Origin of the sequence: Pseudomonas maioricensis, assembly GCF_022790535.1 — a bacterium.
In the GTDB taxonomy this organism is placed as follows: Bacteria; Pseudomonadota; Gammaproteobacteria; order Pseudomonadales; family Pseudomonadaceae; genus Aquipseudomonas; species Aquipseudomonas maioricensis.
This window is the reverse complement of sequence record NZ_LOHG01000006.1, coordinates 88,801-108,822: the sequence shown is the minus strand read 5'-3', so window position 1 is coordinate 108,822 and position 20,022 is coordinate 88,801. Positions and strand designations below refer to the sequence as shown.

Below are 20,022 nucleotides of genomic sequence, written 5' to 3'. Positions count from 1 at the left end.
ATGTCGAACTTAGTATTGAATCCAGGAGATGCCCACGGTCATGACGACCACGGGCATGATCACCACGATGCGGGGCCAATGACCGTCTACGGTTTCTGGCTCTACCTGATGACCGACTGCGTGTTGTTCGCATCCTTCTTCGCGATCTACGCGGTGTTGGTCAACAACGTAGCGGGCGGTCCTTCGGGACACGACATTTTCGAACTGCCATTCGTGGCCGTCGAAACCGCGTTCCTGTTGTTCAGTAGTATTACTTACGGCTTTGCAATGCTGGCCGTCCACAAGGGCAAGAAGAGTCAAGTGCTGGGCTGGTTGGCCCTGACCTTCCTGTTCGGTGCCGGCTTCATCGCGATGGAAATCTACGAGTTCCATCACCTGATCGTCGAAGGCTACGGCCCTAGCCGTAGCGGCTTCCTGTCGGGCTTCTTTGCACTGGTAGGCCTTCACGGCCTGCACGTGACCAGCGGCCTGATCTGGATGGGCATCATGATGTATCAGGTCAAGACTCGCGGCCTGACGTCGACCAACGCTACTCGTCTGAGCTGCCTGAGCCTGTTCTGGCACTTCCTGGACGTAGTATGGATTTGCGTCTTCACCGTTGTTTATCTGATGGGGACTTTGTAAATGGCTAACGCACACGCGCATATCTCTGCTGAAGATCACAGCCATGGCGTTAAGGACTACGTGATTGGCTTCGTCCTGTCCGTGATCCTCACCGCGATCCCGTTCGGCGTAGTGATGTACCCGATCATGTCCAAGTCAGCTACGCTTGTGACTATCCTGTTGTTCGCTGTAGTGCAGGTGCTGGTTCACCTGCGCTACTTCCTTCACCTGGATCGTTCGGAGGCTCAGCGCAATAACGTGTTCGCATTTGCGTTCACTGCGCTGGTCATCGTTCTGCTGGTCGGCCTCTCGTTGTGGATCATGTTCAGCATCCACACCGTCATGATGGCTAAATGAGGTAACCCTGATGTCCCTTAAGCACTTTATCCAAATCACCAAGCCGGGGATCATTTTCGGTAACGTGCTTTCGGTGGCAGGTGGCTTTTTTCTGGCCTCCAAAGGGCAAATTGACTTCGGCATGTTCCTGGCCGCAGTCATAGGCACCTCATTGGTCGTTGCATCCGGTTGTGTTTTCAACAATTGCATCGACCGTGACATCGACCAGAAGATGGAGCGCACCAAGAACCGCGTGCTGGTACAAGGCCTGGTCTCGTTGAGACTGGCCTTGCTCTACGCAACGATTCTGGGTGTTGGCGGGGTTGGTTTGCTGTACACCAAAACCAACCCGCTCGCGGCATTGCTTGCAGTGATTGGCTTCGTGATTTACGTCGGCTTCTACAGCCTGTACTTCAAGCGCAAGTCGGTACACGGCACGCTGATCGGTAGCTTGTCGGGGGCTATGCCTCCGGTGATTGGCTACTGCGCAGTGAGCAACAGCTTCGACTTTGCGGCACTGACCTTGCTGGTGATGTTCAGCCTCTGGCAGATGCCGCATTCCTATGCCATCGCGATTTTCCGTTTCAACGACTATCTGGCTGCGAAGATTCCGGTACTGCCGGTTGAGCGCGGCATCAAAGTCGCCAAGCGTCATATCCTGCTCTACATCCTGGCGTTCCTGGTAGCCACCTTGATGTTGACCTTTGGCGGTTACGCCGGGCTCAACTATCTGGCGGTCGCTGCGGGCATGGGCATGTACTGGCTGTATATGGCCTGGAAAGGCTACAAGGCAGTGGATGACACTGTCTGGGCCCGCAAGCTGTTCGTATTCTCCATCTTCACCATCAGTGCTCTGAGCTTCATGATGTCGGTGGACTTTCAGGTGACCAAAGATCTGTTGGTGACTTACGCCTTCTGATCCAGGCCCGCCTGAAAACAGAAAACCCCGAGGCTCGGTTGAGCCGCGGGGTTTTTTTTGCCTTTATCTTTTTCGGGCTACCGATTCTCGAAGATAAACTCATATTTCCCTGTCGGCTGCTCCAGAGCATACGTCTGCATGACATCCTTGAGGGTCTGCGCCGAGAGTTCGTCGGTGGCGTAGAACGCAACGTGATTGAACGCGGTCGCGATCTTGGGCACATGCATTTGCAGTTCACCGACCTTGATCCAGTTGTCCGGGCGTTCGGGGAACCACTCTTCGTAGATAAACGCGTAGTGCACGTTCTTGCGGTCCATCAGGTCTTTGATCCAGCCGGGGCCAGTTTCTGTCTTGCGCAGTTTCAGGGCCTCAAGATTGCCCAGCCCCCAGAGGTCCAGCACGTATTGCCTTGAGTTCAGTGCGACCAGGCCAAGGTCATTGACGGCCACGGGCGCATTGAGTCGTTGGGCTATCTGTGACATCGGGTATTGCTGGTTGTACACCGCTGCTGAGGCCAGTGGCGTGCTCAGGGTGGTGTACACCAGTTGTGCGAAGGCCAAGGGGAGCAGGGCGAAGATAATGGCCGTGCTGCGCGCCTTGAGACGGGTGATGCACAGGTGCAGGAAAAACACCCCGAGGAAGGTCAGCCAGTAGATTTCATAACGGCCGAACCAGCCGTTCTTGCCGAACAGCGCGTGCAGCGCTGTCACCGTAACCAGCAGCATGATCAGCAGCTTGCGGTTTGGCATGAAGGCGCACATGACCAGCAGTGCCACAATGATCCAGCCATACTTTTCAAACTGGCCGATGGCGTTCATGGCGATGGATGACAACCCGGTGGTGTCTGATTTGGCGATCACCGAGGAGGGCAGGTAACCCACGCCTAGCCTGGCCAGGAACATCGAGAACAGCGCCACGGCGCTGACCAGTACCGCCCCGTACACCAGCGGCTTCAGGCGCTCCCCTTTGCAAAGCAGATACAGCAAGACGGGGAGAGACACCGCCAGCCCTTCGTAGCGCACCAGTGGTAGCACCATAATGGCCAGATACACAGCATTGCCGGTCACCTGTTCGCTGTAAAACTCTTTGCGCAGCACGCCCAGTGCAATCACTGTCACCAGAAAGATCTGCAGGCAGTGTTCCATACCGTTGAAAATCAGGCCGTAGAAGTTGGTTGCCAGAAACCATCCGCCGAGGATGCACAAACGGTGAACCAGGCTGATCTCTGGCAACAGCCGGTTGAAGAGTGAGCAGGTCAGAAACGAGAAGCCAATGTTCAGTAGCAGAGGAACCCACAGCATGAAATTGCCGAGTGGGGTAAAAGGCGCCAGCAGAAAGGGCCAGAGGATACTGGACGATGGGGCTGAGTATTCCCCGGGATTAATACCGTAATGACCGCTGAAGATGCGTTTGGCCAGATCGATATGGATATACGGATCGTCCAGCGTGTACATCAGCATGCCGCCGTTGATGGCCAGTGTTGCCAGCACCAGAAGGGTGACCGGCAAAAAGAACAACACCAGCATCACGCGGCGATCAACAGCGTGGGAGGCGACCGGACTGGCTACGTTAATGCCTGTTTCCATGGCGAGTTTGCTCATTCTGTCGAGTAAGGCGGGAACGTCCTGTCTGGCGTGTCACGGGCTGAGCGTAATCGAGAGAGTTTGCAAGTCAAATTAATGACTTCAATGGAGGGGCTGGAAAGGCAGGGTTTAAGGGCTGTCAAAGTAATGACTGGAAGGGAAGGCTGGCCAGGACTGCGTCTGGGAGCCAACCCAGGCTCATCGCGCTGACAAGCTTTTCAGCGATACGTTCGCCCTGCTAAGTCAATTATCTATAACCAACGTGCGTTGATTACTCAGGATCGTTACAATCGCTTTCGTTGAAACCATTCCGAAATGTGATGATGACCGAATTCTCCATAGAACAGCCGCTCGCTAAGCCTCTCGTCTCGATTGTTGCGCCTTGCTATAACGCGGAAAAGTTTCTTGAGGACGCCATGGCAAGTATCTTTGCCCAGGACTATGAGAACTTCGAAGTTATTGTCGTGGATGATGGTTCGACGGATAACAGTTTCACCCTGCTGCAATCACTTCAGTCAAAGTATACGTTTCAGCTTTACCAGCAAGAAAACCAGGGTGTCAGTGCTGCGCTTAATCACGGCATGCGATACGCCAAGGGGACTTATGTTGCGACCCCGGATCTGGACGATATTATGTTGCCCGAGTCTGTGAGAGTGCGCGCTGAATATCTGGACAAGCATCCCCATGTGGGATGTGTTGGCGCATTGATCATATATATGGACAGTGAGGGTCGAGATACCAAGCGTCAGCATCGCGACTACATTGAACATCTCAAGTTTGAGCAAGTACTCAGTGGTGCCGTTGTGGTGGGCGCGCCGGTCGCGCTTTATCGACTGGATGCAATTAAGGCCGCTGGTTTCTATGATCCGAATATCAGGGTTCAGGATTTCCAGATGACCCTGAAAATTGCTCATCAGGGCTATGGCATTGACGTGTTGCCGGTATGCGTCACCCGCTATCGTCGGCACGCGAATAACCTCTCGCGTAAATACAAAGTGCTACTCGACGCTGATCTGCAGACCATCGCGCCTTATAAGTCGCATCGCGATTATCACAAGGGTAGAACCTTGATCGTGCACAAAGCGCTCAAATACGCGGTGGTCTCAGACAAGAGACACGCCTGGAGCCTGTTGCGCTCTATCCCGCTGCGGCACATGAACATGAAGACCCTGACACGCTTCAAGCGGCTGGTGCTGAGTCACTGATCAAGTGGCGCGGCACCAGCGTTTGCCTTACTTGGCGAACAGTTGACCGATGTCTTTGAACGCCTTGAATTCCAGGGCGTTGCCACAGGGGTCGAAGAAGAACATGGTGGCTTGCTCGCCCACTTCGCCCTTGAAGCGCACATAAGGTTCGATCACGAACTTTATACCCTGTGAGCGCATGCGCTCCGCCAGGATTTCCCAGTCGTCCCAACTCAACACCACGCCAAAGTGAGGCACCGGCACGTCATGGCCGTCCACGACGTTAGTGCCTGCCGATTCCTGCGAGGCGGTTTTAGGGTGTTCGTGGATCACCAACTGGTGGCCGTAGAAATCGTAATCAACCCAATGATCGCTTGAGCGACCCTCAGTGAAACCGAACACTTCAGTGTAGAAGTGGCGCGCGGCGGCCAGGTCGTAAACGGGGATTGCCAAATGGAAGGGTGCGAGGCTCACGGTAAATATCCTTTTTTATGAAGAAGGCTATTGAAGACGATTTATTTTAGATAAGAATAAATTTATACAAAGCGGATATATTCACTGCTCAGCTCAAATAAATTCGATCAATGGGGCGGTGCATCATGCTGCGTGAATTGAAAACCTTTTTGGCCGTGGCTCGTTACGGCACGTTCGCGGCGGCGGGTATGCACATTGGTTTGACCCAGTCGGCGGTCAGCTCGCAGATCAAGAATCTCGAACGGGCGCTAGGCGTGCGTTTGTTTGATCGTACCGGACGACAGGCCATTCTTAATGCGGCCGGCATTCGTGCGCTGCCCATGGCTCAGGAAATGTTCGAGCTGTTCAACCGCATGTCGATGCCAGTGGACCCCGAGGAATATCGCGGTGAAATGAAAATCGGGGCGATTGCCAGTGCGCAAACCGGCTTTCTGCCTCAGGCATTGCTGCGGTTGAGGCGTCGCGCGCCAGCAGTTGAGGCGAAGCTTGTGCCGGGTGTCTCATTGAACTTGCTCAGCCAGTTGGATGCCGGTGAGCTGGACGTGGCAATTCTGATCAAGCCGCCGTTCGAGTTACCCAAAGAGTTGTATGTGCAAGTTCTGGAAACTGAACCCTTCGTGCTGATCGTTCCGCAGGATCTCAAAGAGACTGACCTGCTCAAACTGTTGGTTGAACAGCCGCATGTGCGCTATGACCGCGCGTCGTTTGGTGGGCGTCAGGTCACCCGGTTTCTGCGTGAGCAGCAGATTGAGGTGCATGTAGCGCTGGAACTGGACGAGCTGGACGCCATCGTCAAGTTTGTCGAAAGCGGGCTGGGTATTTCTCTGATTCCTCGCGCCGGTCTGTGGCTGGAGCGCGATGCCAGAGTGCAGGTGATCAGCCTGGGCGACCTCACGTTTTACCGCGAAGTGGTGTTGATGATGCGCCGCAGCCAGCGCGACTTGCCGCTGCACAAGCTGTTTGCTGATTGCCTGGCACCAGACGCGGGTAAAACCCGATCGCCAGATTGAACATGTATCAAGGTTTATGTGTTTTTCGGGCCGCAAGCCGCGGATGATCTGGCAGAATACGGCCATGGCCTGATTCGTCCAGGCAGCCGCTAAATGAAAGAGGGCGTTATGAGTCACGACAGCATTAATTGGGACACTCTGGGTTTCGACTACATCAAAACTGATATGCGCTACCTCTCTCATTGGCGCGATGGCGCATGGGATGAGGGCTCGTTGACTGAAGACAACGTGCTGCACATTAGCGAAGGCTCCACCGCGCTGCATTACGGCCAGCAGTGTTTCGAAGGCCTGAAGGCCTATCGCTGCAAGGACGGCTCCATCAACCTGTTCCGCCCAGACCAGAACGCACTGCGCATGCAGCGCAGCTGTGGGCGTCTGTTGATGCCGCAAGTGCCGACCGATGTGTTCATCGAAGCCTGCAAAAAAGTCGTTGCTGCCAACGAGCGTTTCATTCCGCCGTACGGCTCCGGCGGCGCGCTGTACCTGCGCCCGTTCGTGATCGGCGTGGGTGACAACATTGGCGTGCGTACCGCACCCGAGTTCATCTTCTCGATCTTCTGTATCCCGGTGGGTGCCTATTTCAAAGGCGGCCTGAAGCCAAACAACTTCGTGATCTCCGGCTACGACCGCGCAGCGCCACAAGGTACTGGCGCAGCCAAGGTCGGCGGTAACTATGCGGCCAGCCTGATGCCGGGTTCCGAGGCCAAGAAACTGAGCTTCGCGGATGCCATCTATCTGGACCCGCAAACCCACACCAAGATCGAGGAAGTCGGTTCGGCCAACTTCTTCGCCATCACTAAAGATGACGTTTTCGTCACGCCAAAATCGCCATCCGTGCTGCCGGGTATCACCCGTCTGTCGTTGATTGAGCTGGCGCAGAGCCGCCTGGGCCTGAAAGTCGTTGAAGGTGACGTGTTCATCGACAAGATCGCTGACTTCAAAGAAGCCGGCGCGTGCGGCACCGCTGCGGTGATCACGCCTATCGGCGGGATTTCCTACAAGGACAAGCTGCATGTGTTCTACAGCGAAACCGAAGTCGGCCCTGTCACCCGCAAGCTCTACGCAGAGCTGACCGGCGTACAGTCGGGCGACGTTGAAGCGCCAGCGGGCTGGATCGTCAAGGTTTGATGCGTTGATCCCGTGATCTTGTAGGAGCTGCCGAAGGCTGCGAAGAGGGAGTGTCAGACAGACCTTTTTCGCAGCCTTCGGCAGCTCCTACAGATTTTCTTTATTGATCAGAATCTGTCTCCTTCGCCGGCCCCAGCACAATCACCAGGTGCCGCAAGTCTTCCACGCTCAAACTGATGCTCTTGCCCGACGGGCTCTCGCTCACTTCGCCCAGCGCATATACCGTAAAGAACTTCACCTCATCGGCATGGCTCAGCAATTCGCTGATGTATCGGCTGGAGCGGTACGCTTTCATCTGTGCAGGCGACACATACAGCGTCACCAGTTTGCCCTCAAGGCGGTCAAAGAACTTGAATTTGAAGCCCAGCCCATAACGCTCTATTAAACCGCCGCCGTAAAGCACCCGCCCGTTATCGCCCAACTTCGCGTATTTGATATGCCGGAAGTAGGAGCGCAACGCCAGTTCACCTTGTCCGGGAATCTTCAAGGTCAGCAGCTTGAAGTCATCGGCGGATAATTGCGCTTTGGCCTGGCGATAACTGTCGACGAGCCGTTCGAGGTTGTTGGTGCGCGTTTCACTGTCGCGAGGTGGTTTTGCGGGTGGTGTTTTAACGGCCAGCGGTTCGGCCGCTACCTGCACCGCAACAGCAGCAGGCTTGGCTTCTTTGCTCTTTTCTATACTTGGCGTTTTTATCGTGGGGTCAAAGACATCGATATAGTCATCGAGCTTGCGTTTGGCCTTGCGGATGCGTGTTTGCGGCTCGGTTTCTTCGGTATCAGCGGGCGGCTGGTTTTCTTCAGCCTGCTCATCAATCCATTCGCAATCCGGGTGGTGATCGGAATGTGGATTGGCGCGAAAGTGGGCCGACACAAACGTCGGGTTGTCCTGAGGCTTCACGTCATAGCGCACGCCCGTGATCTTTGCCTCAAGCTTGCGACAGGGCTCACTGGAGCAGAGAAACTCGAAACGCTGCCGAGGCTCTTCCTGGGAAAAGTACTCCCGACGCGCAGCACTGATCGACACCTCTTCCTGAAGCTCGACACAGAACGCCCGGGTAATGCTTTTGTTGGTTTTCATCTGGCAGGTCCGACAGGTCAGTAGCACGTCGTAGTGTCTTTGACATAACTGTGTCCTGCAATAGACATCGGTTTTGTTGGTGCTGCTGGTCTGTAGGAGCTCACGAGCAACGCGAGGCAGCGATGGCGGTGTGTCAGGCAAACCGCCATCGCTGCCTCGCGTTGCTCGAGAGCTCCTACAAAAACAACGCGGGTTTTACTGTGCTGGCACTGCCAGCCAGTTACCGACAGTTTTCTGATACGCGCCAGTGGCTTTGCTCAGATGCAGCCACTGATCGACGTAGCTCTTCCAGGCCACATCGCCCCGTGGCAGCAAATACGCTTTTTCACCGTATTGCAGGGAGTGGGTGGGGTTGATCGCACACAAGCCCGGCATACGTTTTTGCTGGTAGAGCGCCTCGGACGCTTCGGTGATCATCACGTCGGCTTTTTTATCCAGCAACTCCTGAAAGATCGTCTTGTTGTCGTGGAAGGCCAATTGCGCATTGGGCAAGAACGCACGGGCGAAAGCTTCGTTGGTGCCGCCTGCCGGTTCGATCAGGCGCACCGTCGGCTTGTTGATCTGTTCGATGGTTTGATACAGCGCCACATCTTCACAGCGCGCCAACGGGATCTTGCCGTCGACGTCCAGCGTGCTGCTGAAGAAAACCTTCTTCTGGCGCTCAAGCGTTACCGAAATGCCACCGACGGCGATGTCGCACTTCTCGGCCACCATGTCCGGCACCAGCGTTTTCCAGGTGCTCGGCACCCATTGCACTTTTACGCCCAGACTTTGCGCCAGAGAGCGCGCCAGTTCGATATCGATGCCTTCGTATTCACCGTCTTCGCGCAGGAAAGAATACGGTTTGTAATCCCCGGTGGTGCACACCGCCATTTGTCCTTCTTGCAGCACCTTGTCCAGATGAGACGGCAATTCCTGAGCCTGGGCAAAACTCGACAGCCCAAAGAGCAGGGCGGCTGTAGCGCTGTGTTTCATGTTTTTCATAGGAGTCGAGCTCGACGATCGGAATGATGCTGCGGACAAAGCAAGAACGAAGCCATATGCACGATTCGTTGAATTGGAATGTATTCATGTAGGAGCTGCCGAAGGCTGCGAAGCATTTTTCCTGACATACCGCTATCGCAACCTTCGGCAGCGCCTACAAGTCATCAGTGAGTTACTGCCCCGGCACTGCCAGCCAATGACTGACCACGGTCTGATAAGTCCCCGTCGCCTTGCTCAGGTGCAGCCATTGATCGACATAGGCCTTCCAGGTGATGTCGTCCCGTGGCAGCAGATAGGCCTTCTCGCCGTACTGCATGTAGCGCGTGGGGTTGATCGCGCATAGCCCGGGCATGCGCTTCTGCTGGTACAAGGCTTCGGATGAATCAGTGATCATCACGTCGGCTTTCTTGTCCAGTAGCTCCTGGAAAATGGTTTTGTTGTCATGGAAAGCCAACTGCGCCGCTGGCAGGTGGGCGCGAACAAAGGCTTCATTGGTTCCGCCAGCGGGCTCGATCAAACGTACGGACGGCTTGTTGATTTGCTCGATGGTTTGATACAGCGCCTGATCTTCGCATCGGGTCAGGGGGATCTTGCCGTCAACATCCAGCGTATTACTGAAGAAGGCTTTCTTCTGTCGCTCCAGCGTCACCGACACGCCACCCATGGTCACATCGCACTTACCGGCAAGCATGTCTGGCATCAGGGTTTTCCAGGTTGTCGGTACCCACTGGATTTTCACCCCAAGGCTTTGCGCCAGCGTGCGGGCCATTTCGATGTCGATGCCTTCATATTCGCCATCTTCGCGCAGGAAAGTGTAGGGCTTGTAATCACCGGTGGTGCAAACGGCCAACTCACCTGACTGCAACACCTTGTCCAGGTGAGAGCCTGAATCCTGAGCCAGAGCCAAGCCGGAGAAGCCGAGCAGCAGGGTAGCGGTGATGCAACGTTTCTTATTATTCATGGCAGGCAACACTCGAAAGTTAAGTGATAAAGCGGCGGTAATCCTGCCTGACAATGTTCACCGATGCCATCGTTCGCGGTTCGGGGTAGGAGGTAACTTGTTGCCGAGAGGGCTTGATTCGGTGGTTCCAGTCTTGCGCCTCGCGCCGCACCACTGCAGTGCGATCTGGTGCATAAATAGTGCGTAATCTGATATTTGGTGCGCGGTATACGCATATTTATCTATTTTTCGCGCACATCGATTTTTTATTGGGTAATCTACGCGCGCTTTGGTTTGCAGTGCTCTGCTTGCCTGCTATTCATCCTTACGCCTTTCAAGAGTTCGCCATGACCCAGATCGCCGCCACGCAAACCGTCAAGCATTCCACTTTCGAAGACATATTTGCGATCGTCATCGGCACGTTGATGGTGTCCTTCGGGGTGATGATGTTGCGCCAGGTGGGCGGGGTGACCGGCAGCAGCGCCGGGATAGCCTTCCTGCTCAGCTACGCAACCCATTTGTCATTTGGTGTGGCGTTCTTCCTCATCAACCTGCCGTTCTATTATCTGGCCATACGCCGCATGGGTTGGGCGTTCACTATCAAGACCTTCTGCTCGGTAGCGTTGGTGTCGGTGTTCTCGGAACTGCACGCGCGGTTCATCCACATCGATCAACTGCAGCCTATCTACGCGGCGTTGTTCGGCAACATCATGATGGGCCTTGGGTTCATCGTTCTGTTCCGTCACAAGGCAAGCCTGGGCGGGATCAATATCCTCGCGCTGTATCTGCAGGACCGCATCGGTCTGCGCGCGGGCAAATTGCAAATGGTCGTGGACGTACTCGTCGTACTGGGTTCGCTGTACCTCGTGAGCCTGCCAATACTGCTGGCCTCCATCGCGGGCGCCATCGTGCTCAACCTGATCATCGCCGTTAATCACCGGCCGCATCGCTACACGGCTTGAGCCCTTTTTCAGCGTCTGTGAATGAATAAAAAAGAGCAGGTCCGGTAAGGGGCCCGCTCTTTTTTTAATGCAGTGCGTCACTGGTCTTTACTCTGGCGGCGGGCCTGACCGATAGCTGATTGCTGCGTAACTGCTACCAGATTTCGATTGAAGCTCTCGGGTCAATTGCCCGAGTGTACGCAGGCTGTGGAGTGTTTGATTCACCCGAAAGCCGCGTTTGAGGTTGAGCGCCTGTTGATCAAAGCTTTTCAGCGTTGAATCAAATACCGCAGGTTTGACCTCCAGCGATTCGAAATCCTGATGGGGCGAGTGTTCCGGTAAATCCATGATGACCTCCTTGCGTTAATGAGCGGATCATTGCTTTGGATTGCGATCAAGCGTCCTTGCCCTGTACAAAACCGGAGCCCAGATCAGCCGCAGTGATCGGGTTTGAATCCGGATCGGACATGGTTCGGTTTTTCAGGTTGAGCAGTACTTCTTCATCGTCAGATGACAACACCACCGAGGCGCTGCCGTCGCCGCCGTCTACAGCAGGCTCTGGCGACTCGACGTATTCCCATTCCTCGCCTTCGTTCCATGGGCCGCGCAGGTCAGGGCCGCCATTGGACATGTTGAAGTAGACGTTGGTGAATTCCGGCATGCCCGGCAGCTTGCCTTGCGGGAAGTTCGGCTGAATGGATTGCAGCGCCTTTTCGAACGATTTCTGGTGGGCAATTTCCCGGGTCATCAAGAATCCCAATGCCTCTTTGATACCTGGATCATCCGTGACGTTCATCAGGCGTTCGTAAACGATCTTGGCCCGTGCTTCGGCGGCGATGTTGGAACGAAAGTCGGCAGTCGGTTCGCCAATGGTATCGACGTAGGCAGCAGTCCATGGCACCCCGGCCGAGTTGGTCAGCGGCGCGCCGCCGCCGTACAACAGGCTGGTGATGTGCGAATCGTTACCGGCGCCATTAATCGCCCGATACAGTTCACCTTCCTCTTGTACGCCTTCGGCTAATTGACCTTTACCGCCACGGTTAAGCATGCAGATGATCGAGCCGATGATTTCCAGGTGGCTCAGCTCTTCCGTAGCAATGTCCATCAACAGGTCTTTGCGGCCTGCATCTTCCTCGGCCAGGGCTTGCGTGAAGTAGCGCGCGGCGGCTGCCAATTCACCTTGGGCCCCACCAAATTGCTCAAGTAGAAGATTAGCCAATCCCGGATCCGGTCTTGCTACACGCACGGTGTATTGCAAACGTCGGTTATGCATAAACATGGTTTTAATCCTCAGCGTTATCTTGGCCAAAACGGCTGTGTGGTCATCTGCGTGGCCACAGAAAAGAGAGCAATCGAGGAGAAGCGCCGTTCCGGAAAGCTGACCAGCGGCCGCAAAATTCAAGAACCGGCGGGTATTTGGATTCGAGCGGATGTGTAAGAGAGAGGCGGTGGATTTTTTTGGATTGCTAGCGTGGGGCCAGCTTCAGCTCCGGTCTCTTCTGGCAGTGCAAACACGCTTCTGTAGGAGCGCACGAGCATCGCGAGGCCGCGATGGCGTACCGTCTGACACTCCGCGCGGCCTCGGGGTGCTCGGTGTCGCTCCACCCCCGGTCGCGCCTACAGTTTCTGGATTTATCGGGTGGGTTTCGGAGCTTTCCTACGCGATTTAAAGCTCCGCCTGATAGCGATAAATTTCTTTGAAAGCCCCAGTCTATAAGGCCTTGCGGGGTGCTGATCAGATCGCTAGGCTCCGCTGCGTTGCTCAAAACAAGCGACCGGATTTAGCGATCTGAACCTCAATAAAACATATCTCCTGCGGAATTTTTCAGGTGTTCATCTACGCTTGAAACACACGTTATGGCGGTTGTGCGTCGGAGACCTTCGGGTCTGCCGGTGCGTTTATGTTTTGCTGAGACCGGTTCGCTAACCCTCGCACAACTGCCACCCTTACCCCTTCATCGGGTAAAGGTGGCAAGTCCTGATCGAACGGAGTTAAACGGATGCAAGCTCTTCAACCCCAGCCAACCCGCCCAGCCGATTGTTTCGACACCTTACTGTTCATCCGCCACCAACGCATGCTGCGCGCCCTGATGATTGAAGGGCAGGGCTGGTTCTGTTTGCAGGACCTGGCACGCCTGATGGGCAAGGCGCTGGATCAGCGCTCTATCTGCAAGCTCGACCCGGATCAGTACCGCAGCGCCTGGCTGTTTGCCAACGGTCATTGGAGCAAGCAACTGTTGCTCAGTGAGTCCGGTGCCTACGCGATGCTGGTTCACCATTACGTCCCGGAAAACCGTGCCTTGCGTCGCTGGCTGACCCACGAGGTCATGCCAGCCCTGCGCGAAGCTCCGCAAACCGGACAGCCCAGCATTAGCGTGATGCAGTGGCCTGGCAAAAGTCTGTGTCTGCTTCATTGGCAAAGCGAACAATGGATCAAACTGCGCGACATGCCAGATGTCATGCCTGCGCCTCAAACATGGGAGCAACCCTGGTGGCGCAAAGTACTGCGCATGGATCGACCATGAGCGCATTTTTCACATTTTGACGGTAGATAAAAAACCACACTTTAATTATAGGAGCTCCCGGTTGTTTCGATAATAACCCACCTAAAGTGCGTGTATATTCTGGATCCAATTTTTCAATTATCTAATTTATTCAACTGTGTATCCCGCGTTAATCCGCGAGTTACCTCGCTGCGCTGCAAAACCTTGTTTTAGAGCCTCAAGTCTTTCACGTCGCTGCCGTTATCAAGCCTAGACACGGCGAATAATCACTTTTGATTGCGCTTGCCTGCCTCTATAAAAAAATGTGTGCGGAGTGACTGCTTTATGATTTTCAATAAACGATTGAAGCAGGAGTTATTAACGATAAGCGAAAAGCTTTCGACCATGGAGCAGGTACGCGACAGTCTTGAGATTGAAATGCTGTCCATCAACCTCGATGAGCGCGGCAAAATCGAGTCGGTTAACAGTAAGTTTGAACAGGAAATGCGCTACACCAGTAAAGAGCTGGTCGGTCGTTCGCTGGTAGAGCTGGTCCCCAAGTACGCTCAGAGTACCGACCACTTCGCGCGCATGAGCAAAGCCATTCAGCAAGGCAAGCACTGGGCGGGCGCCCTGCAGATTTTTCGTGGCGACCAGAAAGAGGCGTGGCTGCGGGTGATTGTTCAGCCGGTGACCAACAGCGCTGGCAAGGTCATACAGTTCTCTTTGTACGCCAGTGACCTGACTCGCACCATCGAGACTTCCCGTGAGCACGAGAACCTGATCGAAGCGCTGCAACGCTCCACTGCAGTTATTGAATTTGATTTGAGCGGCAACGTGCTGACTGCCAACCAGCGCTTTCTGGATTCCATGGGCTACTCGCTGGCGCAAGTGGTTGGCAAACACCACAGTATTTTCTGTGAGGCGCAAGAAGCCAACTCCCAGCAGTACCAAGTGTTCTGGGAAAAGCTGCGCCGTGGTGAGTTCGTGGTCGATCGCTTCAAACGTATCGACAGCCGTGGTCATTCGGTCTGGCTGGAGGCTTCTTACAACCCGGTTACAGACGCGCACAGTCGTCTCTATAAAATCGTGAAATTCGCGACTGTTATCACTGAGCAAGTCGAACGCGAAGAGGCCGTTTCCGAAGCAGCAAAAATTGCCTTCACGATTTCCAAACACACCGATGAAACTGCACGCAAAGGCAGCATCGTGGTCAAGGAAACCGTTGACGTCATGCGCGCCCTGGCTTCGCAGATGGAGCTCGCCGTAGAAGGCATCGGCGCGCTCGACAAGCAATCGCAAATCATCGGTTCGATCATCACCGCCATCAGCAGCATTGCCGATCAAACCAACCTGCTGGCCCTTAACGCCGCCATCGAAGCCGCCCGCGCCGGTGAGCAAGGCCGAGGCTTCGCCGTTGTTGCCGACGAAGTCCGCCAACTCGCTTCCCGCACCAGCGCCGCTACCGCCGAAATCGTCGACGTGGTGCAGAAAAACCAGGCCCTGGCAGAACAAGCCGTGGGCGTTATCGAACATGGTAAAAAGCAGGCCGAACAAGGTCTGGAGCTGTCAGGTCAGGCAGGCAAAGTCATCGTCGAGATTCAGGACGGAGCCCAGCAGGTGGTGAATGCTGTGGGGCAGTTTGCGAATCAGGTTTCGGGGTGATTGATAAACCAGGCCCGGATTAGACCGGGCTTGGTTTGATTGCTCGTCTCAGGCCGCTTTGGTTTCCGTCCATTGACTGTTGTTCATCATGAAGACGGCACCTTCAACCGGGGCCGCATTGCAAAATCTGCCCTAGACCTTGCAGGTCGGTCAGGGCAGCGCGGTCTCTGTGGGAGCCGAGCTTGCTCGCGATAAGGCCGGACGCGATCTAAAGTGAATCGAGTCCAGCCTTATCGCGAGCAAGCTCAGCTCCCACAGTGGAATGCAATCCTGCAGGCAGAGCTGGGTGGCCAGACCAGATTCGCAATCAATCCTCAGGATCAACCTGACTCTCCGGTTTCCAGCGCGCCACCAGATCAGCCATCCCGGCCGTAATGCCGTCGGTGTTGTCTTCGATGATCTGTAAGTGGCTGGCGATGCTGTCGGCGGCGTCTACTGCGCCGCGCTCATCGAGCCAGATTCGAACCTCGTCCATGGCCGCACGTAGCGCGTTGATGTTTTGGTCGAGGCTGGCAAGCAAGGCAGGGGTGGGGTCATCAGGCACTGACATGGTCTTTCCTCCATAAAAAGGAAAGTGTAGTTGTGGCCCCTACAGTGTCATGCAAATCAAACGGGTACTTTGTGTCCAGTCTTGTCGGTCGATACCGCGCCTTCCTCAGCCAGGAGGAATGGTACCCAGCAGACCCACGCCGATTGCCGCCACCAAAAAGATCGCCATGTAGATCGTAAGCTTGCCCATAAGGCCTCCCGAGGATGGGTGATGTAGCACGTTCAGAATCACATCAAGAACGACCCGATCAGTTGAAGGGTTCAGGCTGTCGGGGTGGCTTTATTATCAAGGGAAGGGCGATTGCAATACAGATTCAGATGGGGGAGAAAAATACGGATCAGATGGGGGCGAGGTGAACAAGCGATAAGGCTGTACAGCGAAATAGCTAGCGTAATCGACTAGTGAGCACTGGAGCTGTAAAACTCCTCAAAGTCAGTGAGGCGTATGGTCGGTGCCAGATCACCAAGGACTGCTATTTCCTCATCAGCTTTTCTTCGCTTGTCCCGGTCATCCACTATGAAAAGTACGTCGACAGGGTCGTCAGCTTTGTTGACCTGTAGTGCTTTTCTGAGCCTTGCATTGATGGCGTTGGCTGTAGGCGTAACTGAATCCACGTAGGTGGTCCCCCAAAGGAAGTCAAAGTGAGTACCCACTCCACCCACGTTGATAAGTACGTTTCGATCCAGATGCCTTGTCGGGTCCTTGGCGCGCAACAGCAGCTCGACTTCTTGAGTTAGCGAGAAGTCGGTATCGCCCTCCGAAAATCGATCCTCCTCCCAAGCAACAACGGAAGAGAAAAGACGCAATATCTTCGCCCCCCAGACATCCAGTTCAGACTCAAGAAAAACAGCTTCGAAAGCGCCTGCGCCCGACAGTGAAAAGCCATGCCTGATTGCGATGTTTTCAAGGCTCCGCCAGTTGCGTTTGTCTCCTAGTGGATAGCCGAGAGAGCGCAACGCAAATACAGTAATACCGTCGTCTGTGAACTCCAGATTTTCGCCATCTGCGAACAGGTAAAAATCCAAGGGCTTTGCGCCCGGCAATGTGATCGGCGTACTGATGTACGTGGCTTTCCTGCTGCCGTTTTCAATGGCCTGGCAGTGCCATCCTGATTTCACAAAGAAGTCGTCGCAGCTTGTATTACCCATATTCATGCCCGAAAAAATCGTCTTTGAAAGGCGGGGACAGCGTTCGGTTTTTGTTATCAAGAACCCTTGCATGTCGCCTGAAACGCTCAACCCACCGAGACATCGTAGCTGATCTGAGCTGCGAGATAACTGTCCTGGTGACCTGACAGAGTCTTTCGTCGCCAAGATGGATATGTGGGCCAAAAAACACTCTGTCGCGTTCTTTATGGGAGCGCTCATGTCTGGGAAAAATCTCCAACATGAAAACCCGGCGCTTCTCCTTCCCGTCGCGAAACATCAGGCCATAGCTCATACGCTCACCCATGCGACCAGGCTGGTACTCGCCCTTGAAATAGAGATGAGGAATTGATACTCGGCGTTCATCCAATAGCGAACTCGTCGCTTGAAGCCATCCCGAATGTGTTGGTTTCGCCTGCCACTGTATTTCATCAGATAGATATTTTGCTTTCCGACACCAATCACGACACGCGGCAAGCCAGTCTTCTTCAACCATTGCAATTCCATAGGTGCGAGCAACGAGCTCTTTGGCGCTACTTTTGGGGGAGGAAATGCTAATGAAACGCGGAGGGGATTGCTGTCAGAGGAGTCTGTTAATGGCTGCGATTTTTCGCTGTGGTAATGCGGGCAGGGTGAGGGCCGCAGCCCGTGATCCATGCGTCACGTTTCTTTAGGGACCTCATTGGCATGTTCGGACAAGACTGATACATCAGCGAATATTTGCTCCAACTTCGCTGATTTCATCCGCCGAAAGGTCTCGCCAATCTGGTAGGCCTATCCCGTACTCCGCGCTTGCAGCTTCAAGCACTTCTTCAAGTGAATGGTAGAGATGGTCGCCTTCAACGATGTTTGGGTAATCGATGTAGCGAATAACCAGATAAAAAACCTCATCTTCCGTGGTCACCAGGCCGAACGTTACCAGTGCGGTGACGCCTGCTTCATCCGGCTGCTTCAGCGAAGCGAAGAGGTAGCTCGGTTGTGACGTCATGGTGTTGCGCCATTAGCTGGATGAGAGGCCTGGTTATCCTTGATCTCTTCCAGTCGACCTCCGCAGTCAATGAACGACTCCTTGTAATTCTGCCGACAGATCTTGCTCTGCGCCGCGCCAGGGTCGACCGGCTCCGAGCCGCAGGGGTTTGAAATTTGCGGGGTCGCTGGGGTCTGCTGCATGCAGGCTCGGTAGCCAACCATTCGGCCTTCGTAAGTCGCCCGCTGGCCCTGAACGCTTTCCTCCGCTCGCTTTTCACAGGCCTGGACTCTTGCATCCAGCTCGGCAACACAGCGCTGTCCCTGCTCGGTTTCAGGTTTGACATAGCGATACTGGGTGCAGGCGGCGAGGTTGATTAAGGCAAGGGCTGCGAGGGAGATAACAGTGAGGCGGCCAGTCATGGATTTCATATCCTTATGGGTAAACAATGCGCTGTTCGACCGGGGAAATGGGCGCAGGTTCTGAGTTGTCGAGCCTTTGTCCGCCTATAGCTGACTGTCTGATTGGAAAGGCCGAGCTGGAAGGGCTGATAGGCAGCTAGTACGCTTGAGTCCCTCTAATGATAGGAGACTTAAATGGGAAATGACTCCTCGTTACAGATCGAACGCGCCGCTTATGAGGAGTTCGTCCGGCTTTGGAGGCAAGGAAGCTTCGAGCATCAGCGACTGGGCCAAGCGTTTTACAACCACTTCAATCTACACAAACTCACCGATCAGGTCGGATTACACGATCTGTATGAGGCCGACGGTGATAAAGCCTCACGCTTGATCTCAAGGCTTTTCCACTTTCACTGAGTGGCAGCAATCGACCCATAGCAGACGTCGAGGGCCAGAATTTATTCCGTTCAGAAAACGATTTCGCACCGTGCTTCAGCGGCTTGTACTCGTAATGTCAGACCAGACTCGAAACACATGACAAGGTGATGATCTGGTTGGATGTTATCTGTGAGATAAAAGGTTTGTGTCTCGGCGTCGGACACCACGGCTCCAATCGAATGGATAACACTACCGTCGCCTTCAATTGGGTGTACATCCCGCCCACTTGCTGAAAAGTAATCGACCTCATGGAAGCTGATAGTAATCTTGCGTGCCTCTTCGGCTGGCACCCAAGCTTCAGTCCGTCGAGTAAAGATAAGTACAGCCGACCTATCCACGATGTCGTAATTGATAGCGCTGGCTCGGTAGAAGTTATGCAGATCGTAGGCACGGTCGTGAATCTCAACCTCGATATGCCCGAACACGAAACCAAGGAATTGCATGGGTTAGCTCTTATGATCTACCGGTAGGCGTGTATCGTACTGCATCGTCGCAATGGCTGCTTTTGGCCGATTTCAGCCCTTTACTACAAGCAGAAACCGGCCAGAAGTAGTCGTTCGAATTCGTCCGTTTCACTCCTTGCCCCGTGAACAAAGGCCGTAGTAAAACTCAGAAGGTAGCGCGACAGCTAGCCCGGTGACAGGCTAGCCTCAAAGCTATCTGAGAAACCAGGAGTAAGGCGACGAAGCTTGAAGCACAGGCCAATTTTGCCCAATTGCTATGCTTCGAAGGCCCTAATTTCGATAGGTATCAATATCTATTGTCGCGCCTACGATGTGGATGAAATCAATGACTGGTAACCCAAAGCCTATAGCTGGCATGGGAGCTTCTTCATCTTGGTCAATCCACAGTACGACCTGAAAAACGCACCTCAGATCAAACTTCTTTTTTGCCTCAACAATCTTTGCAGCAAATGGTGCTAGTCGTGTTACTAACGCATCAGACATTTCGTATACGTCGATCAAATCGCTTTCTATCCTTCCGTTTGAGACTGACCAGCATGAGTTTCGACGCAGGGGGGCGTCAGGACTGCGCGGACCTTTCCGAAAAATCTCTGTCGCAGTTAGTCCTACGTACGCCGTCACTTCGTCTGGCTCAAAATTGTCGCCGTACATTGCGAAATATACTTCGCCGGTTGTCGTCATATAAATCCTCATCTCTGTCGTCAGCCGGTTCACGACGATACCGAAGTGCTG

23 protein-coding genes and 1 pseudogene are annotated in these 20,022 nt (G+C 54.3%); 10 read left to right on the top strand and 14 right to left on the bottom strand.

Annotation, left to right across the window (positions count from 1 at the left end):
• The 3 genes from AUC61_RS11560 to cyoE are packed head-to-tail and all read left to right on the top strand — an operon-like array spanning position 1 to position 1,858.
• On the top strand, positions 1 to 624 hold the full coding sequence (locus AUC61_RS11560) for a cytochrome o ubiquinol oxidase subunit III (protein ID WP_122665369.1): 624 nt from the start codon (positions 1 to 3) through the stop codon (positions 622 to 624).
• The gene (cyoD, locus tag AUC61_RS11555) at positions 625 to 960 is read left to right on the top strand and encodes a cytochrome o ubiquinol oxidase subunit IV (protein WP_243246165.1); all 336 of its coding nucleotides are present in this window, start codon (positions 625 to 627) and stop codon (positions 958 to 960) included.
• Between the two features lie 10 nt (positions 961 to 970).
• A complete protein-coding gene (gene cyoE / locus AUC61_RS11550) occupies positions 971 to 1,858 on the top strand; it encodes a heme o synthase (protein ID WP_122665367.1) in 888 nt (295 codons plus the stop codon).
• Positions 1,859 to 1,935: 77 nt separating this feature from the next.
• On the opposite strand, the gene AUC61_RS11545 is transcribed toward cyoE, so the two are convergent.
• Entirely contained in the window at positions 1,936 to 3,444 is a 1,509-nt protein-coding gene (locus tag AUC61_RS11545) for a hypothetical protein (protein ID WP_243246163.1), read from the bottom strand.
• A 320-nt stretch (positions 3,445 to 3,764) separates the two neighbouring features.
• Here AUC61_RS11545 and AUC61_RS11540 point away from each other — a divergent pair, with 320 nt between their 5' ends.
• Positions 3,765 to 4,646, top strand: a complete 882-nt coding sequence (locus tag AUC61_RS11540; protein ID WP_422765228.1) for a glycosyltransferase family 2 protein — start codon at positions 3,765 to 3,767, stop codon at positions 4,644 to 4,646.
• 27 nt (positions 4,647 to 4,673) lie between these two features.
• Here AUC61_RS11540 and AUC61_RS11535 read toward each other — a convergent pair whose 3' ends face one another.
• Complete coding sequence (locus AUC61_RS11535; RefSeq protein ID WP_243246160.1) at positions 4,674 to 5,099, bottom strand: VOC family protein; 426 nt, start codon at positions 5,097 to 5,099, stop codon at positions 4,674 to 4,676.
• A 125-nt stretch (positions 5,100 to 5,224) separates the two neighbouring features.
• Here AUC61_RS11535 and AUC61_RS11530 point away from each other — a divergent pair, with 125 nt between their 5' ends.
• Both AUC61_RS11530 and AUC61_RS11525 read left to right on the top strand, forming a co-directional pair.
• Positions 5,225 to 6,109 (top strand): LysR family transcriptional regulator, encoded by an 885-nt coding sequence (locus AUC61_RS11530; RefSeq protein WP_243246158.1) that lies wholly within the window; start codon positions 5,225 to 5,227, stop codon positions 6,107 to 6,109.
• A 108-nt stretch (positions 6,110 to 6,217) separates the two neighbouring features.
• Positions 6,218 to 7,237: a branched-chain amino acid aminotransferase gene (locus AUC61_RS11525; protein WP_243246156.1), complete on the top strand. Its 1,020-nt coding sequence runs from the start codon at positions 6,218 to 6,220 to the stop codon at positions 7,235 to 7,237.
• A 100-nt stretch (positions 7,238 to 7,337) separates the two neighbouring features.
• Here AUC61_RS11525 and AUC61_RS11520 read toward each other — a convergent pair whose 3' ends face one another.
• From AUC61_RS11520 to AUC61_RS11510, 3 genes are all read right to left on the bottom strand, one after another.
• Complete coding sequence (locus AUC61_RS11520) at positions 7,338 to 8,315, bottom strand: ATPase (protein WP_243246155.1); 978 nt, start codon at positions 8,313 to 8,315, stop codon at positions 7,338 to 7,340.
• 195 nt (positions 8,316 to 8,510) lie between these two features.
• Entirely contained in the window at positions 8,511 to 9,299 is a 789-nt protein-coding gene (locus tag AUC61_RS11515) for a transporter substrate-binding domain-containing protein (RefSeq protein WP_243246154.1), read from the bottom strand.
• A gap of 172 nt (positions 9,300 to 9,471) precedes the next feature.
• Positions 9,472 to 10,260: a transporter substrate-binding domain-containing protein gene (locus AUC61_RS11510; protein WP_243246152.1), complete on the bottom strand. Its 789-nt coding sequence runs from the start codon at positions 10,258 to 10,260 to the stop codon at positions 9,472 to 9,474.
• 326 nt (positions 10,261 to 10,586) lie between these two features.
• On the opposite strand from AUC61_RS11510, the gene AUC61_RS11505 reads away from it, so the two are divergent.
• The gene (locus tag AUC61_RS11505) at positions 10,587 to 11,201 is read left to right on the top strand and encodes a YitT family protein (RefSeq protein WP_243246151.1); all 615 of its coding nucleotides are present in this window, start codon (positions 10,587 to 10,589) and stop codon (positions 11,199 to 11,201) included.
• An 87-nt stretch (positions 11,202 to 11,288) separates the two neighbouring features.
• On the opposite strand, the gene AUC61_RS11500 is transcribed toward AUC61_RS11505, so the two are convergent.
• On the bottom strand, positions 11,289 to 11,528 hold the full coding sequence (locus AUC61_RS11500; protein ID WP_243246150.1) for a hypothetical protein: 240 nt from the start codon (positions 11,526 to 11,528) through the stop codon (positions 11,289 to 11,291).
• Between the two features lie 46 nt (positions 11,529 to 11,574).
• Positions 11,575 to 12,459 carry a manganese catalase family protein gene (locus tag AUC61_RS11495; protein WP_243246149.1) on the bottom strand — a complete coding sequence of 295 codons (885 nt, stop codon included), beginning with the start codon at positions 12,457 to 12,459 and terminating at the stop codon, positions 11,575 to 11,577.
• A 721-nt stretch (positions 12,460 to 13,180) separates the two neighbouring features.
• Here AUC61_RS11495 and AUC61_RS11490 point away from each other — a divergent pair.
• The 3 genes and pseudogenes from AUC61_RS11490 to AUC61_RS26615 all read left to right on the top strand — a co-directional run bounded on the left by AUC61_RS11490 (position 13,181) and on the right by AUC61_RS26615 (position 15,328).
• Positions 13,181 to 13,705, top strand: coding sequence for a BRO-N domain-containing protein (locus AUC61_RS11490; protein ID WP_243246148.1), 525 nt, complete (start codon positions 13,181 to 13,183; stop codon positions 13,703 to 13,705).
• Between the two features lie 303 nt (positions 13,706 to 14,008).
• Positions 14,009 to 14,788 (top strand): annotated as a pseudogene (locus AUC61_RS26620) (PAS domain-containing protein); the annotation flags it as partial.
• An 84-nt stretch (positions 14,789 to 14,872) separates the two neighbouring features.
• Entirely contained in the window at positions 14,873 to 15,328 is a 456-nt protein-coding gene (locus tag AUC61_RS26615) for a methyl-accepting chemotaxis protein (protein WP_422765266.1), read from the top strand.
• A gap of 307 nt (positions 15,329 to 15,635) precedes the next feature.
• Here AUC61_RS26615 and AUC61_RS11480 read toward each other — a convergent pair whose 3' ends face one another.
• From AUC61_RS11480 to AUC61_RS11445, 7 genes are all read right to left on the bottom strand, one after another.
• A complete protein-coding gene (locus AUC61_RS11480) occupies positions 15,636 to 15,878 on the bottom strand; it encodes a hypothetical protein (protein ID WP_243246147.1) in 243 nt (80 codons plus the stop codon).
• A 398-nt stretch (positions 15,879 to 16,276) separates the two neighbouring features.
• A complete protein-coding gene (locus AUC61_RS11475) occupies positions 16,277 to 17,032 on the bottom strand; it encodes a DUF1828 domain-containing protein (RefSeq protein WP_243246145.1) in 756 nt (251 codons plus the stop codon).
• A complete protein-coding gene (locus tag AUC61_RS11470; protein WP_243246144.1) occupies positions 17,019 to 17,519 on the bottom strand; it encodes a hypothetical protein in 501 nt (166 codons plus the stop codon). Before AUC61_RS11470 ends, AUC61_RS11475 begins: the two co-directional genes overlap by 14 nt.
• Positions 17,520 to 17,732: 213 nt before the next feature.
• Positions 17,733 to 18,011 carry a hypothetical protein gene (locus AUC61_RS11465; protein WP_243246142.1) on the bottom strand — a complete coding sequence of 93 codons (279 nt, stop codon included), beginning with the start codon at positions 18,009 to 18,011 and terminating at the stop codon, positions 17,733 to 17,735.
• Entirely contained in the window at positions 18,008 to 18,412 is a 405-nt protein-coding gene (locus tag AUC61_RS11460; protein ID WP_243246140.1) for a hypothetical protein, read from the bottom strand. The genes AUC61_RS11465 and AUC61_RS11460 overlap by 4 nt, the downstream gene beginning before the upstream one ends.
• Before the next feature lie 443 nt (positions 18,413 to 18,855).
• The gene (locus AUC61_RS11450) at positions 18,856 to 19,269 is read right to left on the bottom strand and encodes a hypothetical protein (RefSeq protein WP_243246133.1); all 414 of its coding nucleotides are present in this window, start codon (positions 19,267 to 19,269) and stop codon (positions 18,856 to 18,858) included.
• A 291-nt stretch (positions 19,270 to 19,560) separates the two neighbouring features.
• A complete protein-coding gene (locus tag AUC61_RS11445) occupies positions 19,561 to 19,971 on the bottom strand; it encodes a DUF4279 domain-containing protein (RefSeq protein ID WP_243246131.1) in 411 nt (136 codons plus the stop codon).
• Between the last annotated feature and the right edge of the window lie 51 nt (positions 19,972 to 20,022).

What these genes read in the sequence shown, in the direction of transcription:
- AUC61_RS11475 (WP_243246145.1), bottom strand. Translation starts at nt 17,032, where the DNA reads ATGAATATGGGTAATACAAGCTGCGACGACTTCTTTGTGAAATCAGGA.
- AUC61_RS11500 (WP_243246150.1), bottom strand. Translation starts at nt 11,528, where the DNA reads ATGGATTTACCGGAACACTCGCCCCATCAGGATTTCGAATCGCTGGAG.
- AUC61_RS11540 (WP_422765228.1), top strand. Translation starts at nt 3,765, where the DNA reads ATGACCGAATTCTCCATAGAACAGCCGCTCGCTAAGCCTCTCGTCTCG.
- AUC61_RS11470 (WP_243246144.1), bottom strand. Translation starts at nt 17,519, where the DNA reads ATGGTTGAAGAAGACTGGCTTGCCGCGTGTCGTGATTGGTGTCGGAAA.
- AUC61_RS11465 (WP_243246142.1), bottom strand. Translation starts at nt 18,011, where the DNA reads ATGACGTCACAACCGAGCTACCTCTTCGCTTCGCTGAAGCAGCCGGAT.
- AUC61_RS11460 (WP_243246140.1), bottom strand. Translation starts at nt 18,412, where the DNA reads ATGACTGGCCGCCTCACTGTTATCTCCCTCGCAGCCCTTGCCTTAATC.
- AUC61_RS11480 (WP_243246147.1), bottom strand. Translation starts at nt 15,878, where the DNA reads ATGTCAGTGCCTGATGACCCCACCCCTGCCTTGCTTGCCAGCCTCGAC.
- AUC61_RS11525 (WP_243246156.1), top strand. Translation starts at nt 6,218, where the DNA reads ATGAGTCACGACAGCATTAATTGGGACACTCTGGGTTTCGACTACATC.
- AUC61_RS11545 (WP_243246163.1), bottom strand. Translation starts at nt 3,444, where the DNA reads ATGGAAACAGGCATTAACGTAGCCAGTCCGGTCGCCTCCCACGCTGTT.
- cyoE (WP_122665367.1), top strand. Translation starts at nt 971, where the DNA reads ATGTCCCTTAAGCACTTTATCCAAATCACCAAGCCGGGGATCATTTTC.
- AUC61_RS11495 (WP_243246149.1), bottom strand. Translation starts at nt 12,459, where the DNA reads ATGTTTATGCATAACCGACGTTTGCAATACACCGTGCGTGTAGCAAGA.
- AUC61_RS11450 (WP_243246133.1), bottom strand. Translation starts at nt 19,269, where the DNA reads ATGCAATTCCTTGGTTTCGTGTTCGGGCATATCGAGGTTGAGATTCAC.
- AUC61_RS11560 (WP_122665369.1), top strand. Translation starts at nt 1, where the DNA reads ATGTCGAACTTAGTATTGAATCCAGGAGATGCCCACGGTCATGACGAC.
- AUC61_RS11515 (WP_243246154.1), bottom strand. Translation starts at nt 9,299, where the DNA reads ATGAAAAACATGAAACACAGCGCTACAGCCGCCCTGCTCTTTGGGCTG.
- AUC61_RS11510 (WP_243246152.1), bottom strand. Translation starts at nt 10,260, where the DNA reads ATGAATAATAAGAAACGTTGCATCACCGCTACCCTGCTGCTCGGCTTC.
- AUC61_RS11505 (WP_243246151.1), top strand. Translation starts at nt 10,587, where the DNA reads ATGACCCAGATCGCCGCCACGCAAACCGTCAAGCATTCCACTTTCGAA.
- AUC61_RS11490 (WP_243246148.1), top strand. Translation starts at nt 13,181, where the DNA reads ATGCAAGCTCTTCAACCCCAGCCAACCCGCCCAGCCGATTGTTTCGAC.
- AUC61_RS11520 (WP_243246155.1), bottom strand. Translation starts at nt 8,315, where the DNA reads ATGAAAACCAACAAAAGCATTACCCGGGCGTTCTGTGTCGAGCTTCAG.
- cyoD (WP_243246165.1), top strand. Translation starts at nt 625, where the DNA reads ATGGCTAACGCACACGCGCATATCTCTGCTGAAGATCACAGCCATGGC.
- AUC61_RS11445 (WP_243246131.1), bottom strand. Translation starts at nt 19,971, where the DNA reads ATGACGACAACCGGCGAAGTATATTTCGCAATGTACGGCGACAATTTT.
- AUC61_RS11530 (WP_243246158.1), top strand. Translation starts at nt 5,225, where the DNA reads ATGCTGCGTGAATTGAAAACCTTTTTGGCCGTGGCTCGTTACGGCACG.